This is a genomic window from Bacillus sp. SRB_331 (genome assembly GCF_003264175.1).
GTDB lineage: Bacteria > Bacillota > Bacilli > Bacillales > Bacillaceae_G > Bacillus_A > Bacillus_A mycoides.
This window is the reverse complement of the sequence record NZ_NADV01000027.1, coordinates 25,853-41,886: the sequence shown is the minus strand read 5'-3', so window position 1 is coordinate 41,886 and position 16,034 is coordinate 25,853. Positions and strand designations below refer to the sequence as shown.

Below are 16,034 nucleotides of genomic sequence, written 5' to 3'. Positions count from 1 at the left end.
CCGGTCGGGACCGCCATTTTAATAAGGCTCGGTAGCTCAGTCGGTAGAGCAGAGGACTGAAAATCCTCGTGTCGGCGGTTCGATTCCGTCCCGAGCCACCATTTTAATAAAATATGCCGGCTTAGCTCAATTGGTAGAGCAACTGACTTGTAATCAGTAGGTTGGGGGTTCAAGTCCTCTAGCCGGCACCATGTAAGTTTCGGAGGGGTAGCGAAGTGGCTAAACGCGGCGGACTGTAAATCCGCTCCTTCGGGTTCGGCAGTTCGAATCTGCCCCCCTCCACCATTTTACATAGGGGCATAGTTTAAAGGTAGAACTGAGGTCTCCAAAACCTCCAGTGTGGGTTCAATTCCTACTGCCCCTGCCAAATATATAAACACAACATGGCGGTTGTGGCGAAGTGGTTAACGCACCGGATTGTGGCTCCGGCATTCGTGGGTTCAATTCCCATCAGTCGCCCCATTTTTATTTTTTAAAAATTACAAATAAATTAATGGATACTTACATATAATTAAGTAAAACTTCGGTGGGCTATAGCCAAGCGGTAAGGCAACGGACTTTGACTCCGTCATGCGCTGGTTCGAATCCAGCTAGCCCAGCCATTTTTGCGGAAGTAGTTCAGTGGTAGAATACAACCTTGCCAAGGTTGGGGTCGCGGGTTCGAATCCCGTCTTCCGCTCCATTTTAACTTCATATGGCGGCATAGCCAAGTGGTAAGGCAGAGGTCTGCAAAACCTTTACCACCGGTTCAAATCCGGTTGCCGCCTTTCTTTTATGCCGATGTGGCGGAATTGGCAGACGCGCACGACTCAAAATCGTGTTCCTTCGGGAGTGTCGGTTCGACCCCGACCATCGGTATCACGAACGGCGTAACATCAAGGCTCTACACTAATTGTGTAGAGTTTTTTTGTATTTTCTTCACACTACAAAATAAGCACTAATAGTGCGTTGGGGTAGTGTGCGGTGAGTAAGTGACGAACTTTAGATACAGTTGGAAGAAACTATGAAGTATTAAAAGGATAAAACCGAAAGTTCGGTTTTATCCTTTTATAAAATTTCAGTAGTATATTACATATACAAGAATTTTTTCGAGCACTCTAGAGAGAATCTCTCCACCCTGGTGACATGAAGTTAAATCCGATACCACCAGTTGAAATTACCACATTATCAGCTGGTAATTTCGTAATTTCGAAAAACTTCTTTTCAAACTCTTCTCTGTTGTACTTGTACATAGTTGAGTGACACGACCATATTTGCGTTGAAGTACTCAACCAGTCCCCTAATTCCTTTAATTTAGGGAACGACTCAAATTGAATTGGACCATCCAATTTCATGAATCTCACTTGATAGATAGTTGGGTTTAACTTCTCTCCTATTCCTTTAAAACCATGTGATTTTTTCTCATTTGAATGTGTCATAATTCTCTCCCATCTTTTCTTCAAATTTTTCCCTATTTTAATTATACAGCAATAGAAAGTAATTAAGGAAATATTATGGGATTAGTAGAGGAATGAAAAGGAATAACTTTAGTTTGATAATGAATAGTTCATAACATACTACATAACAAATCTTTAAAAGGACATGGCAGCTTTGCCCTGTTTCTTATTGTTTAGCGAGAAATAATAAAATAAATTATCACAGTAATAAATGAAATATGATAAATTTAATCAAGGGAGAGAAATGAAAGTAAAAGGTGTCAGTTATTTAATATGATTCCATTTTGGCTCCGTTTCATTTTAATTTATCATGTTTAAAGAAGCTCAAAATTTTTAAAATGCTTTAAAATAAAGGATTTTAAGGGTAGCACTCTATATAAATGTCACCTAAAAAGACCCTAACAGAAATGTTAGGTTTTTTTTTGTTAAATTATGCTATGTGATTTTAAAATTCGTAATAAACTTAGGAATTCATGTATAATATAACTTGTCGAAAGAACAAAATGATAGTGATTTATATTATGTCTGTAATATGAATCAAAAATGAACTTTTTATATTTCTTTTAAAAATGTGTTGAATACACATTATATTTCATATTAATATTTTTATGTAGATTTAAAATGGGAAAGAGAGTGGAAAGTATGGGCCGTAAATGGAACAATATTAAAGAAAAAAAAGCATCAAAAGATGCAAATACAAGCCGTATATACGCGAAATTTGGACGTGAAATTTATGTGGCAGCAAAACAAGGCGAGCCAGATCCAGAATCAAACCAAACGTTAAGAGTTGTATTAGAACGTGCGAAAACATACAACGTGCCAAGAACAATTATTGACCGTGCGATTGAAAAGGCAAAAGGCGGTTCAGAAGAAAACTATGACGAGCTTCGTTATGAAGGCTTTGGACCAAACGGATCTATGGTAATTGTAGATACACTGACAAATAACGTAAACCGTACTGCAGCAGATGTACGAGCTGCATTTAGCAAAAACAGTGGTAACATGGGTGTAAACGGTTCTGTCGCTTACATGTTTGATGCGACAGCTGTTATCGGTCTTGAAGGTAAAACATCAGATGAAGTTCTTGAAATCTTAATGGAAGCAGATGTAGATGCACGTGACATTCTAGAAGAAGAAGATTCTGTTATCGTTTATGCTGAACCTGATCAGTTCCATTCAGTACAATCTGCACTTAAAGGTGCTGGTGTTGAAGAATTTACAGTTGCAGAATTAACAATGCTTGCACAAAGTGATGTAGAACTTCCTGAAGATGCTCAAGTACAATTTGAAAAAATGGTTGATGCATTAGAAGATTTAGAAGATGTACAGCAAGTTTACCACAACGTAGACTTAGGGGAATAATATAAGACAGAAGACCCTTTCCTTTAACGGATAGGGTCTTTTTTTATGGAGTTAATTAAGGTGGTAAAGTATTAAAGGTATTTTGTAGCTGCTAGGGAATATGGTTATAGGTTTGTATTTTAAATAATCATATTTCTAGGAGGTATTTCTGTGGAGCATAAAACACCAAAGCATATTGTTGCCGTAGCAGGTTATTTAACAAATGAAAAGAATGAGGTGCTTTTAACGAAAGTGCACTGGCGAGCAGATACGTGGGAAATGCCTGGAGGACAGGTAGAAGAAGGGGAAGCGCTCGATCAAGCTGTTTGCAGAGAAATAATGGAGGAAACAGGATTAACTGTGAAGCCTATCGGAGTTACAGGGATTTATTATAATGCTTCTATGCATATTGTAGCTGTTGTTTTTAAAGTAGCATATGTTAGTGGTGAAATAAAAATTCAATCTGAAGAAATACAAGAGGCTAAATTTGTTGCTTTAAACGAAGAGAACATTGATGAGTATATAACGCGTCCTCATATGAAATCAAGGACACTTGATGCGATGAAAGCAATGCATTTTATTCCATACGAAACATGGGAAGTTCAGCCATATAATCTTATAGGAAGGTTGTAAAGAAAAGGTTAGTTATTTGAGGACAGCTCAAATTGCTAACCTTTTCTTTATGTATACTGTTTCAGAAAAAGGTCACAATAATAAAGTGTAGGCTAATAATTGGTGGAGGAAGCAGGACTACCACCTAATTTCCTAGCTTTAGCCAAGTTTTGAGGGAGAATTCTTACTGCACACAAATAGCGAGATAATCCGAAAGCTAGTATTGATTTATAGAACGTTCGTTCTGTATAATGGTGATATATCGTATATAATTAGATTGCTAGATGTTTAAAAGTATAAATGTATAAACTGATATAATAAAAGAATAAAGTGAAATTAAGGAGAGTCCTACTTCCTATAAATAGTGTGATAAATAAATGTATATTCAACATTTCATATGAATAGTAGATAAAAAGGGACTGTGATACAATACATTTTTACACCTTACAATGTTGTAAGGTAGGTGTAAGAGAAATCGATGGGATATTCTTTTATAACAAGGTATTCTTAAATTAAGAGTTATATGCTGTGTGGAAAAGAGGTGTTCGAGATGAAAGAACGAGTATTATCTAGAGTGAATTATCATCAAAAAGTTGCATTAAATCCATTAACTAAATTTCTTTATAAAGCCATTATATTATTATTATTGTTAAGTTTTGCATTATTATTCGTTGGAAATGTAATGATTGAGCGAAGTGATATTAGTAAATTACATGTACCCGCTAAGTTAGAGGTGCCAGAATCATTAACACACGCATTTATTGCGACGGAAGATAAAAGGTTTTATCATCATAACGGTTTAGACTATATAGCGATTATCAGGGCGTCTATTGAAAATATAAAAGCTGGTGGTGTTGTGCAAGGAGGAAGCACGATTACACAGCAGTTATCTAAAAATGCTTTCTTATCTAATGAACGTACATTTTCCCGTAAGTGGAAAGAAATTTTTTATACGAAAAAGATTGAACGTACATTCACAAAGGATGAGATATTAAAATTGTATGTAAGTAATATTTACTACGGAGAAGGCGCATGGGGGATTGAAAAAGCAGCAAACCTTTACTTCGGTAAAAAAGTGGATCAATTAACACTGGCTGAAAGTGCAATGATGGCTGCTGTAGTAAAAGCACCGGCTTATTACTCACCTGCACAAAATTATGATAAAGCAGTTGAGAGACGGAATGTAGTTTTAAGGCTAATGGAGAAAGAAGGGTATATAAATCATGATGAATATGTGCAAGCAGTTAGTGAGAAATTAGTAATTCGCCATGATATAAAAACAGAGCAATCCATGTTAAAAAATGCCCGTGAAAAAGCAGTAAGTTAAAAGAAGTTCCTACATAGGAGCTTCTTTTTTTGATAATTTGTGACAAAAGGTGACACAATATTGTCACAAACGTTGTATTTTTGTAATTTATGTGAGCGTGTTCATTGCGTGACCTATGTAAGTATTGATATTATGTGTATTGTGTACAATGATGTATACAGAATATGAAATTAAAGAGGAATGTATATGAAATCATCAAACAAACTCATGGCTCTTGGTATAGTTTTTTCTATCGCAGTATTGATTGTAATCGGGACGATTGTGTATAGCATCATAAATGACAAGAAAGATAAAGGGAATGAGATGTTTGCTTATTCTACGCAACAATCTTTAGGAAAAGATGATGCTCCAGTTAAGGTAGTTGAATTTGGAGACTTTAAATGTCCAGCTTGTCGTACTTGGGATGTAACAGTATTACCACGATTAAAAGAAGAGTATATTGATAAAGGTAAAGTGCAGTTATATTTTATTAACTTCCCGTTTATCGGAAAAGACTCTGATTTAGGTGCAGCTGCCGGTGAAGCAATTTATAAACAAGATCAAGATTCATTCTGGATTTTCTATGATGAGATTTATCAAAATCAAAAGAAAGATACGGAAGAATGGATTACAGAAGAATTACTTCTTAATATTGTGAAAGAAAAGCTTCCGAAAATTAATGTAGAACAGTTTAAAAAAGATTTACACAGTAAAGAAATGAAAGACAAAGTACGTAAAGATTCAGATCGTGCTCAAAAATTAAAAGTTCAAGGTGCTCCTTCAGTATATATAAATGGGAATCTTGCAAACCCTGATTTCGATAGTATGAAGAAGGCGATTGATAAAGAATTGAAAAAGTGATGAGGTATCTCATCACTTTTTCGACTTTTTTCGATAAATTTCTTGCTTCGATTTTTTTTACATGCTATACTACTTTACATAAGTTATTTCAATATCTTATATTTTTTTCATATTTGCGGGTGTAGTTTAGTGGTAAAACAAGAGCCTTCCAAGCTCTGGTCGAGAGTTCGATTCTCTTCACCCGCTCCAAATTTTATTTAATGTTTTTCTAATAAATTGTGATCAACGCAGTGTTTCGTTTCTAAGATAAACGAAGCATTGCGTTTTTTAATGTTTGAAAATCATAATTGTATGCGAAAATAGAAGTGAGGAATATTATTCCAAAAGTGAATTGATAACCAGTATAGTCGTTACATAAGGGATGGATTCATCGGTGGAGGCGATTGAAAATGGACTTTGAACAATTAAAGCAAGATGTAATTGCGTATAGTAAAACGATTGGTATAGATAAAATAGGTTTTGCCAGTGCTTCACCATTTGAGGAATTAAAGCAGCGCCTAATCCAGCAACAACAATTGGATTATCAGTCTGGATTCGAAGAGCCTGATATAGAGAAGAGAACGAATCCACAGCTATTGTTACCTGGTGCGAAATCAATTATTGCGATTGCTTTAGCATACCCTTCAAAATTAAAAAATGCACCATTAAGTAAACGTGGGGAACGACGTGGGATTTTTTGCCGTGCTTCTTGGGGCCAAGATTATCACTTTGTTCTACGAGATCGTTTGCAAAAGTTAGAGGCGTATTTAATCGAAAAGCTGCCGGATATAGAAGTGAAATCAATGGTTGATACAGGGGAGCTAAGTGATCGAGCTGTTTCAGAGCGTGCCGGTATTGGATGGAGTGGTAAGAACTGCGCTATTATTACGCCGGAATTTGGTTCGTATGTATACTTAGGAGAAATGATTACGAATGTTCCATTCCCTCCTGATCGGCCAATAGAAGATCAATGTGGAAGTTGTACGAAATGTATTGATATTTGTCCTACAGGTGCTTTAGTACAAGGCGGGCAGTTGGACTCGAAGAAATGTATTGCATTTTTAACACAGACAAAAGGGTTTCTGCCTGAAGAATATCGCGATAAAATAGGAAACCGTATATATGGATGTGATACGTGTCAGACTGTTTGTCCGAAAAATAAAGGAATGGATTTTCATAACCATCCTGAAATGGAGCCTGACCCTGAGTTAGTTAAACCGTTATTAACACCACTTTTAACAATTAGTAATCGTGATTTTAAAGAGAAGTATGGAATTATGTCTGGTTCATGGAGAGGTAAAAAACCATTGCAACGAAATGCTATTTTAGCACTTGCGCATTTTAAAGAAACAGCAGCAATTCCTGATTTAATCGGTGTTATGAAAGATGATCCAAGACCAGTCCTTCGTGGAACAGCAGCATGGGCACTTGGGAAAATTGGTGGAGATGGAGTAGGAGAAGCGATTGAAAAAGCGATGGAACGTGAGAAAGATGAAGAGGTTCTTCATGAAATGAATCGTGGACTTGAATTGTTAGCACAGAAAAAAGAGTAGATAATATCTCCCTTTTTCATATTGTAATATGGGAGGGAGACGAAATGGTTGTAAAAGCGAATATTGAAAAGCAAGTGCAACAGTTTTTAGCATATATAACAGAGAAACGAACAGATGTAGATGGTATTGCAGTAGATTTGTTACAAATGGTACAGAGAAAGAAACAATTGTTTCAAAAGCGTAGTGCACATATAGTGAAAGCAACTGCAGATATTTCTTTCGTTAGACAATTAAATAGTAATGAGCATCAAGAAATTGATTATCAAATACACTTGAAATATTTAATTAAGCATAAAGAATTATTTTATATCGAAGAGGAACAATTAAAACGACGAGTTTGTTTAAAAAATAGTTGTATAATAGATGATTATGCTCTTGAAGTGTCAGAAGAAATAGGAATAGGTGAAACGTTAGAACGGGAAGTCACGAAAGAAAAATACGGTTCATATCAATATAATCGTTTAGAGGCAGTGAAATATGCAGAGCGTTGGTGGGATGATCGCAATTCTGCATACCGTAATTTTCCGGATAATTGTACAAATTTTATTTCACAATGTCTGCACACTGGAGAAGTCCCGATGAATGGACATCCTAACATTCGTAAAGGGTGGTGGCAAAGGGGAAACCAGTGGAGTTGGAGCTGGGCTGTAGCACACTCTTTTTATTGGTATTTGTCAGGTGCTACAACAGGGCTTCGAGCAGAAGCAGTAGAAAGGCCAGAAGACCTTATTCTTGGCGATGTAATTGCGTATGATTTTGAGGATGATGGTAGGTGGAATCATACGACAATTGTAGTAGCAAAAGACGCAGATGGTATGCCGCTTGTAAATGCACATTCAGCGAATAGCCGCAGGCGTTATTGGAACTATGAAGATTCTAGTAAATATACACCACAAATGAAATATAAATTTTTTCATATTATTAATGGGTAGAGATTTTTCGTTCAAGTGGTATAATACGTAGTAGATAAAAAATAGAGGTGAATATCGCGTGGGAGTACATGTTGTTTTATATCAACCAGAAATTCCAGCAAATACAGGAAATATTGCACGTACTTGTGCAGCAACTGGAACAGAATTACATTTGATTAGACCGCTTGGATTTTCAACGGATGACAAAATGTTAAAGCGTGCAGGATTAGATTATTGGCAGCACGTAAAAGTTACGTATTATGATTCAATCGAAGAATTTTATGAGAAAAATAAAGATGGTGAATTCTTTTATTTAACAAAGTATGGCGAGAAAGCTCATACAGCATTTGATTATAGCAAACGTGAGAAGGATTACTATTTCGTATTTGGAAGAGAAACAAATGGATTACCAGCTAATGTAATTGAAGAAAACTTCGATCATTGTTTACGTATTCCAATGACGGATAAAGTACGTTCATTAAATTTATCTAATACAGCAGCAATTTTAATTTATGAAGCGTTCCGTCAACAAAATTATCCAGGATTAGATTTAGAAATCGTGTATTAAAAGTCGCCATTTGGCGGCTTTTTTATTTTTTAAAAAAATATGTAATCATACATTTTAAAAAAGGTACATATTCATATAGAATGAGATATATGAATAAAAATAGATAAGACGGGTTGAGATAAATATGAAGGAACAATATAATAATCAAAATACCTTTTTAAGTATGATAGATATGGATTTATTAAGACAGGGATTGTTACATGCTATTCAAGATTTAGTGTTTATTGTGAAAGTTATTGATGATGAAACTTTTAAATATATTTATGTGAATAAAATAGGAATGAATCACGCCAGGCTAGGGAAAGAATGTTATGGGAAAACTTTTGCAGAAGTATTACCAGAAGATACGGCAAGGTTATTGCAAGGACACTATGCAAAAGTAATGAGAGAAGCGAGAGCAATTACATTTTGTGATGTAATTAGTTTGCCAACTGGTGATATACATTATGAATCTTCACTTAATCCAGTATGCGATGTAAATGGAACATGTCAGTTTATTATTTGTATTACTAGAGATATTACAGCACAGGTTAAGAAAAAAGTGGAAATAGAAGAAAAACAAATGTTATTTAAGTCATTACTAGAATATAATAATGATTCCATTATATCTGTAGATTCTATTGGAAGAATTACATATGCAAATCCAGCGACTTATGAAATTTTTGGGTATCGATATGAAGAGTTAAAGGACCAATTTATTTGTCAGTTTATAAATAAAGAATATGAAAAAACTTTTCAAATTATATTTAAAAATGCTTTACAGGGAAGAGCAAAACAAATTGTTGCAAAGAAATATATTCATAAAGAAGGATATGAACTTTATATTTCCGTGAGGACAATCCCTATTATTGTGAATAGTGAAATCGTCGGGGTGTACATTGTTACGAGGGATGTTACGAGGCAAGTATTAAATGAGATGAAAACAGAATATTTAGCTTACTTTGATCAGTTAACGGGGTTAATGAATAGAATATCATGTACAAATAAGCTAAATGAATTTTTAGCTGAGAATAAAGAATTCGCATTGGTTTTTATAGATTTGGATGAATTTCACCTTATTAATGATACATTTGGTCATAAAGAAGGGGATCAAGTCTTAAAAAAAGTTACTGAATGCTTACGAGACCTAAAAATAGAAGATATGCATTTATTTAGAGAACATGATGATCAATTTGTTATGTTAATAGAAAATATAACGAGAGAATACGTAGAGGAAGTTGCACAAACAATATTAAAAAAAATTAGTGGGCATTTTGTAATAGAAGAAGAGGATGTTTATTTGAGTGCATCAATTGGGATTGTAATGGCCCCAGAAGATGGAATGGATGAAAAAATGCTTTTCCAAAGAGTCGACGCAGCTTTGGAAAAAGCAAAGGAAAAAGGAAAAGGGTATTATCATTTTTATTGTAGTGGATTAGATTGTGAACGTGAACAAAGGTTTATAATAGAAAATCAGTTACATCGTGCTATAGAGAAAAATGAATTTTCCCTCTATTATCAACCTCAAATTAATATTGAAACGGAAAAGATAGCCAGTATGGAAGCCTTAATAAGGTGGGAGAATAAGGAGCTAGGTTTTGTCTCGCCCAATCAATTTATCCCACTTGCTGAAAGAACAGGGTTTATTATTAAACTTGATGAATGGGTAGTACATCAAGTTTGTGAACAGATACGTGAATGGTTAAATAAAGGATATGAGGTTGTACCAATCGCAGTTAATATTTCAGCTAGACATTTTCGTTCTATTACATTAATAGAGATGATTACACGTGCTTTAAATAAGTACAACGTTCCCCCTCATTTATTAGCAATAGAAGTTACAGAAGGGGCTCTTATACATAAAGATGTATCAAAAAGAGTGTTACTGCAGTTAAAAGAACAAAATTTAAAGATTCATTTAGATGACTTTGGAACGGGATATTCATCTTTAAGTTATTTAAAAACATATCCGATTGATACGTTAAAAATTGATCGTTCTTTTATGGAAGGTATATATAAAGATGAAAGAGATACGAATATTACGGCTGCAATTATTCATTTAGCACATACTCTAGGGTTAAATGTAATCGCAGAAGGAGTAGAAAAGGCGGAACAAATACAGTTCTTAAAGGAAAAGAATGTGAAAATCGTACAAGGTTATTTTTATAATCGCCCTTTATCGATATACGATGTGGAAAATATTTATTTTAAATAGTGTATAAAAAACAAGAAAAAAAGTGATGTGCTGAAAAGCACATCACTTTTTTTGTGTACCTGGTTTATCGTTATAACCAGATGTAAAAATAGCTGTAAGAAATGTGATTGATACACCTAAAATTAATAATAACTTCATACTAATTTCCCCCTTACTTTTTCGGTTTACGAATCCTATTTGTGAATCGAAATGTATGTAAGGTTCCCAGAAGAAAAGAATTTATTTACAATGAATAGCAGCGTGAAAACTTTAATACCTTTATTATACAGAATTTTCTTTGAATTTTGGAGAGAATTTTATAGCGCTATTATATATTTCGTTTTGATTTAAAGAATGTTTAAGGACATCCTAGCATACCTTTTATAATAATCCGATTGAACAAGGAGATGGGGGAGGAGCTATAATGGATATTCTAAAGAAAATTGAACAATATCGGGAAGCAGAAGAACGTTTACAATGGGAAGGTACGTTTGCGGAGTATTTGGAGCTTGTGAAAGAAAGACCATGGGTGGCTCAAACAGCACACTCTCGCATTTACAATATGATAAAAGATGCTGGAATTGAAGAAGTTGATGGTAGAAGAAAATATAACTTCTTTAGTAATCAGCTATTTGGATTAGAGGATGCTTTAGAACGCCTTGTGGAAGAATATTTTCATCCATCTGCAAAACGATTAGATGTTAGGAAACGTATTTTGTTATTAATGGGTCCTGTTAGTGGGGGGAAATCAACATTAGTTACGATGTTGAAACGAGGATTAGAAACATATTCACGAACAGATCGTGGAGCGATTTTTGCAATAAAAGGATGCCCAATGCATGAAGATCCACTTCATTTAATTCCGCAACATTTACGGAATGATTTCTTTGATGAATATGGAGTAAGGATTGAAGGGAATTTATCACCATTAAATGTTATGCGTCTAGAGCAAGAATATGGGGCAAGAATTGAGGATGTAGTTGTAGAGCGTATTTTCTTCTCTGAAGATCGCCGTACAGGAATTGGTACATTTAGTCCTTCTGATCCAAAATCACAAGATATTGCCGATTTAACAGGTAGTCTAGACTTTTCTACAATTGCAGAATACGGTTCGGAATCAGATCCTCGTGCATATCGATTTGATGGAGAATTAAATAAGGCGAACCGCGGCATGATGGAATTCCAAGAGATGTTAAAATGTGATGAGAAATTTTTATGGCATTTACTATCGCTTACACAAGAAGGGAATTTTAAAGCAGGAAGATTTGCGCTTATTTCAGCAGATGAATTAATTGTAGCGCATACAAATGAAACAGAGTATCGTTCCTTCATAGCAAATAAGAAAAATGAAGCATTGCATTCACGAATTATTGTAATGCCAGTTCCATATAATTTACGGGTTAGTGAAGAAGAACATATTTATGAAAAAATGATTCGTGAAAGTGATGTGTCCAATGTTCATATTGCACCGCATACACTTCGCGTTGCAGCAATGTTCACTATTTTAACTCGTTTAAAAGACCCGAAGCGTCCAGATATTGATTTAATTAAAAAGATGCGTTTATATGATGGAGAAACGGTAGAAGGATATAATACGATTGATGTAGAGGAACTGCAACGCGAATATCAAGATGAAGGTATGAAGGGGATTGACCCTCGTTATGTCATTAACCGAATTTCTTCTACAATTATTCGAAAAGAGGTACCATCTATTAATGCACTAGATGTACTGAGATCGTTAAAAGACGGATTGGATCAGCACCCGTCAATTAGTAGTGAGGACCGAGAGCGCTATATGAATTTCATCTCATTAGCGAGAAAAGAATACGATGAAATTGCTAAGAAAGAAGTACAAAAAGCATTTGTTTATTCATACGAAGAATCAGCTAAGACACTTATGGATAATTACTTAGATAACGTCGAAGCATACTGCAATAAATCAAAATTACGTGATCCGTTAACTGGTGAAGAAATGAGCCCAGATGAAAAACTTATGCGTTCGATTGAAGAGCAAATTGGAATTTCAGAAAATGCTAAAAAGGCATTCCGTGAAGAAATTTTAATTCGCATTTCTGCTTATGCACGTAAAGGAAAACGCTTTGATTATAATTCACACGAACGTCTTCGTGAAGCGATTCAGAAAAAACTATTTGCCGATTTAAAAGATATAGTGAAAATTACAACATCAACGAAAACACCAGACGAAAATCAGCTTAAGAAAATCAATGATGTTGTTGCACGCTTAATTGATGAGCATGGCTATAATTCTTCATCTGCGAATGAATTGTTACGATATGTAGGTAGTTTGTTAAATCGATAGTTTGATAACAAAACGCTGTCTCTTATTCTTGGGGCGGCGTTTTGTTATCTATTGATATTTGTAAAAAATGTCATAGCTTGTCCGAATATAATAAATTAAGATACGATTTTATGAATTTCTTGTCAATTATTTTTACAATATGCATATTATAGAGTAACCAACCATTCATACAAAAAAGCCAACACAATACAATATGTTGCAAAACGAAAATGTGTGCAACAATGCATTGTGTTTCTTTCTTATCAACGGCTGAATGTTTCTTTCTATTATGTGAGTGGCAAAATTTTGTTTAGGATGCTCGGAGTATTGTATGAAAAACGCTATATATGTTTATGGGATGATTTTCGATGAACAGTTATTTTTCAAATATTCTAGTTACGCACACTAGAAAACAAAATTATAGATTGCTGTTCATAGGGGAAGACAATTACAGTAAGGAGGGAAAGGAATGAGCGAAGAAAACCAACCAAATTACACGATTTCACAGGAAAACTGGTCCCTCCATCGCAAAGGATATGACGACCAACAACGCCATCAAGAAAAAGTGCAGGAGGCAATCAAAAATAATTTACCAGACCTTGTAACAGAAGAAAGTATAGTTATGTCTAATGGCAAGGATGTTGTGAAAATACCGATTCGTTCTTTAGATGAATATAAGATTAGATACAATTATGATAAAAACAAACACGTTGGGCAAGGAAACGGTGACAGCAAAGTTGGTGATGTTGTTGCAAGAGATGGATCAGGTGGTCAAAAGCAGAAGGGACCAGGAAAAGGGCAAGGGGCAGGAGATGCAGCTGGAGAAGATTATTATGAAGCAGAAGTCTCAATTTTAGAATTGGAGCAAGCGTTTTTCAAAGAGTTAGAGCTGCCTAATTTAAAGAGAAAAGAAATGGATGAAAACCGGATTGAACATATTGAATTTAATGATATTAGAAAAACAGGATTATGGGGAAATATTGATAAGAAACGGACGATGATATCTGCATATAAACGAAATGCAATGCGTGGTAAAGCATCTTTCCATCCAATTCACCAAGAAGATTTAAAGTTCCGTACTTGGAATGAAGTGTTAAAGCCAGATTCAAAAGCTGTTGTATTAGCGATGATGGATACGAGTGGATCGATGGGAATATGGGAGAAGTATATGGCACGTAGCTTCTTTTTCTGGATGACAAGATTTTTACGCACAAAGTATGAAACCGTAGACATTGAGTTTATTGCTCACCATACGGAAGCGAAGGTCGTCACAGAAGAAGAGTTTTTCTCAAAAGGGGAAAGTGGTGGAACAATCTGTTCTTCTGTATACAAAAAAGCACTTGAGTTAATCGATAATAAATATTCACCAGACCGTTATAATATTTATCCATTCCATTTTTCAGACGGTGATAATTTAACTTCGGATAATGCTAGATGCGTAAAGCTTGTGGAAGAGTTGATGAAGAAGTGTAATATGTTTGGGTATGGGGAAGTGAATCAGTATAATCGCTCATCATCTACCCTTTTTTCTGTTTATAAAAACATTGAAGAGGATAAGTTTAGGTATTATATATTGAAAAATAAGGAGGATGTTTTTAAATGCCTTAAAAAGTTCCTTAAGAAATAAATTTGAAAATATATATATAAGGATTTAATATATCTTAGGGTTAGAAATATATCATTTTGAAGGAGAAATAAAAATTTATCATTTTGGGGAACAAAACAAAATTTCCCTCAAATGAAAAAACAGGCTATTCTTTCTGTATATTTCTACAAAAAGAATAGCGCTTTTTTTGTAAATTAAAAAGTTATTTTAGTGTCTTTTTTACAAACAAAATAAAAATTAACAGACTAATAAACCCAGATACAGCACAAACAATAAATATCATTTGATATCCCATGAGCTGTGAAACAAACCCTAAAAGAATAGCGCCTAAACCAATTCCTAAATCAAAAGCAGTAAAAAATGTAGCGTTTGCCACTCCTCTTTTCTCTGGTGGAGCTAATCGTAAAATTGCCACTTGAAGCGCAGGTTGTGCCGATCCAAATCCAATTCCGTACAAAATAGCTGTAATAACTAGTCCGACAAACCCATTTGTCATTGCTAGGACTAATAGTGCGACTATCAGTATAAAAAGCGCAGGAACAATAATGACTCCTTCTCCATATTTATCGGATATCTTTCCCCCAAGTGGTCTAATTACTATAAGTGTAACAGCATAAACTAAGAAAAAAGTACCAGCATTAACTTGAATGTTTGCCGCAAACAGTGGTAAAAATGTTGTAATACCACCAAAAGTAAAGGATAGGAAAAATGTAACAATAGCGGTTGGTAAAACTGTTTTCTCAAAAAATGATATTGGTTGTTTTGATGTATATTGAACTGCTGGGATTTTTGTACCAAATGCAAGTATGAATGCAATAAGTGCTAATGCTGTGCATAGGAGAAATAGATAATGAAATGAAAATGATCTTACTACCCAAAGACCTAATATTGGTCCTAAAGCCATACCTAAAGTCATTGCAAGTCCATACCAGCCCATTCCTTCTCCGCGACGAGATGGTGGAATCACATCAGTCACAGCTGTGGAGATCGAAGTGGTACCAACTGCCCAGCTGATTCCATGAAGGATACGTAATACCACTAAAAATGCAATTCCTGTTACCCAATCATAAAAATACATTGTAATTGCAAAAAATAGTAGTCCACTTATTATAAATACGCGCCTGCCATATCGATCCATTAATCCTCCAACAATAGGACGGAAAATGACTGCCGATATTGTAAACACTCCAATAATAAATCCAACTTGCGATTCACTTCCACCTAATTGTTTAATAAACATAGGTAGTGTTGGCATTAATAAATAAAAACCACTAAATAGTAATAATGATGTAATTGTCAGCATTATATAGTTTTTTGTCCATAAACGTTCCATTGGAATGTAATCCTTCTTTCTATCGTTTGAATAACTTGAGAATGGAAAGTTCGCAT

The 16,034-nt window shown here is 34.7% G+C and carries 12 protein-coding genes and 10 tRNA genes; 20 read left to right on the top strand and 2 right to left on the bottom strand.

Going from position 1 to position 16,034, the window contains the following annotated elements:
• Positions 1–25 precede the first annotated feature (25 nt).
• The 9 genes from B5P42_RS17895 (at position 26) to B5P42_RS17855 (ending at position 858) form a co-directional block, all read left to right on the top strand.
• A tRNA-Phe gene (locus B5P42_RS17895) sits at positions 26–101 on the top strand.
• 14 nt (positions 102–115) lie between these two features.
• Positions 116–191, top strand: a tRNA-Thr gene (locus tag B5P42_RS17890).
• A gap of 10 nt (positions 192–201) precedes the next feature.
• Positions 202–285, top strand: a tRNA-Tyr gene (locus B5P42_RS17885).
• A gap of 8 nt (positions 286–293) precedes the next feature.
• A tRNA-Trp gene (locus B5P42_RS17880) sits at positions 294–367 on the top strand.
• Between the two features lie 19 nt (positions 368–386).
• A tRNA-His gene (locus tag B5P42_RS17875) sits at positions 387–462 on the top strand.
• 65 nt (positions 463–527) lie between these two features.
• Positions 528–602: transfer RNA gene (locus tag B5P42_RS17870), tRNA-Gln, on the top strand.
• Between the two features lie 5 nt (positions 603–607).
• Positions 608–682: transfer RNA gene (locus B5P42_RS17865), tRNA-Gly, on the top strand.
• A 14-nt stretch (positions 683–696) separates the two neighbouring features.
• Positions 697–767: transfer RNA gene (locus tag B5P42_RS17860), tRNA-Cys, on the top strand.
• Positions 768–776: 9 nt separating this feature from the next.
• Positions 777–858 (top strand) — tRNA-Leu (locus B5P42_RS17855).
• Between the two features lie 239 nt (positions 859–1,097).
• On the opposite strand, the gene B5P42_RS17850 is transcribed toward B5P42_RS17855, so the two are convergent.
• Positions 1,098–1,418 (bottom strand): DUF3884 family protein, encoded by a 321-nt coding sequence (locus B5P42_RS17850; protein WP_044444398.1) that lies wholly within the window; start codon positions 1,416–1,418, stop codon positions 1,098–1,100.
• A gap of 660 nt (positions 1,419–2,078) precedes the next feature.
• On the opposite strand from B5P42_RS17850, the gene B5P42_RS17845 reads away from it, so the two are divergent.
• The 11 genes from B5P42_RS17845 (at position 2,079) to yhbH (ending at position 14,666) form a co-directional block, all read left to right on the top strand.
• Positions 2,079–2,798 carry a YebC/PmpR family DNA-binding transcriptional regulator gene (locus tag B5P42_RS17845; RefSeq protein ID WP_002113875.1) on the top strand — a complete coding sequence of 240 codons (720 nt, stop codon included), beginning with the start codon at positions 2,079–2,081 and terminating at the stop codon, positions 2,796–2,798.
• Positions 2,799–2,948: 150 nt separating this feature from the next.
• Positions 2,949–3,410: an NUDIX hydrolase gene (locus B5P42_RS17840; protein WP_002010362.1), complete on the top strand. Its 462-nt coding sequence runs from the start codon at positions 2,949–2,951 to the stop codon at positions 3,408–3,410.
• A gap of 529 nt (positions 3,411–3,939) precedes the next feature.
• Positions 3,940–4,716 carry a transglycosylase domain-containing protein gene (locus B5P42_RS17835; RefSeq protein WP_002113878.1) on the top strand — a complete coding sequence of 259 codons (777 nt, stop codon included), beginning with the start codon at positions 3,940–3,942 and terminating at the stop codon, positions 4,714–4,716.
• 186 nt (positions 4,717–4,902) lie between these two features.
• Entirely contained in the window at positions 4,903–5,556 is a 654-nt protein-coding gene (locus B5P42_RS17830; RefSeq protein WP_002091101.1) for a DsbA family protein, read from the top strand.
• Positions 5,557–5,671: 115 nt separating this feature from the next.
• A tRNA-Gly gene (locus B5P42_RS17825) sits at positions 5,672–5,745 on the top strand.
• 200 nt (positions 5,746–5,945) lie between these two features.
• The gene (gene queG, locus B5P42_RS17820; RefSeq protein ID WP_088032443.1) at positions 5,946–7,088 is read left to right on the top strand and encodes a tRNA epoxyqueuosine(34) reductase QueG; all 1,143 of its coding nucleotides are present in this window, start codon (positions 5,946–5,948) and stop codon (positions 7,086–7,088) included.
• Positions 7,089–7,132: 44 nt separating this feature from the next.
• Complete coding sequence (locus B5P42_RS17815) at positions 7,133–8,020, top strand: amidase domain-containing protein (protein WP_002029655.1); 888 nt, start codon at positions 7,133–7,135, stop codon at positions 8,018–8,020.
• Between the two features lie 58 nt (positions 8,021–8,078).
• Complete coding sequence (gene trmL / locus B5P42_RS17810) at positions 8,079–8,567, top strand: tRNA (uridine(34)/cytosine(34)/5-carboxymethylaminomethyluridine(34)-2'-O)-methyltransferase TrmL (RefSeq protein ID WP_000538149.1); 489 nt, start codon at positions 8,079–8,081, stop codon at positions 8,565–8,567.
• A 124-nt stretch (positions 8,568–8,691) separates the two neighbouring features.
• Entirely contained in the window at positions 8,692–10,761 is a 2,070-nt protein-coding gene (locus tag B5P42_RS17805) for a sensor domain-containing protein (RefSeq protein ID WP_113734825.1), read from the top strand.
• Positions 10,762–11,164: 403 nt separating this feature from the next.
• Positions 11,165–13,060: a PrkA family serine protein kinase gene (locus B5P42_RS17800; protein WP_002125087.1), complete on the top strand. Its 1,896-nt coding sequence runs from the start codon at positions 11,165–11,167 to the stop codon at positions 13,058–13,060.
• Between the two features lie 448 nt (positions 13,061–13,508).
• Positions 13,509–14,666 (top strand): sporulation protein YhbH, encoded by a 1,158-nt coding sequence (gene yhbH / locus B5P42_RS17795; protein WP_113734824.1) that lies wholly within the window; start codon positions 13,509–13,511, stop codon positions 14,664–14,666.
• Between the two features lie 181 nt (positions 14,667–14,847).
• Here the strand turns inward: yhbH and B5P42_RS17790 are convergent, their stop codons facing one another.
• A complete protein-coding gene (locus B5P42_RS17790) occupies positions 14,848–15,978 on the bottom strand; it encodes an MFS transporter (protein ID WP_113734823.1) in 1,131 nt (376 codons plus the stop codon).
• Positions 15,979–16,034: the final 56 nt, after the last annotated feature.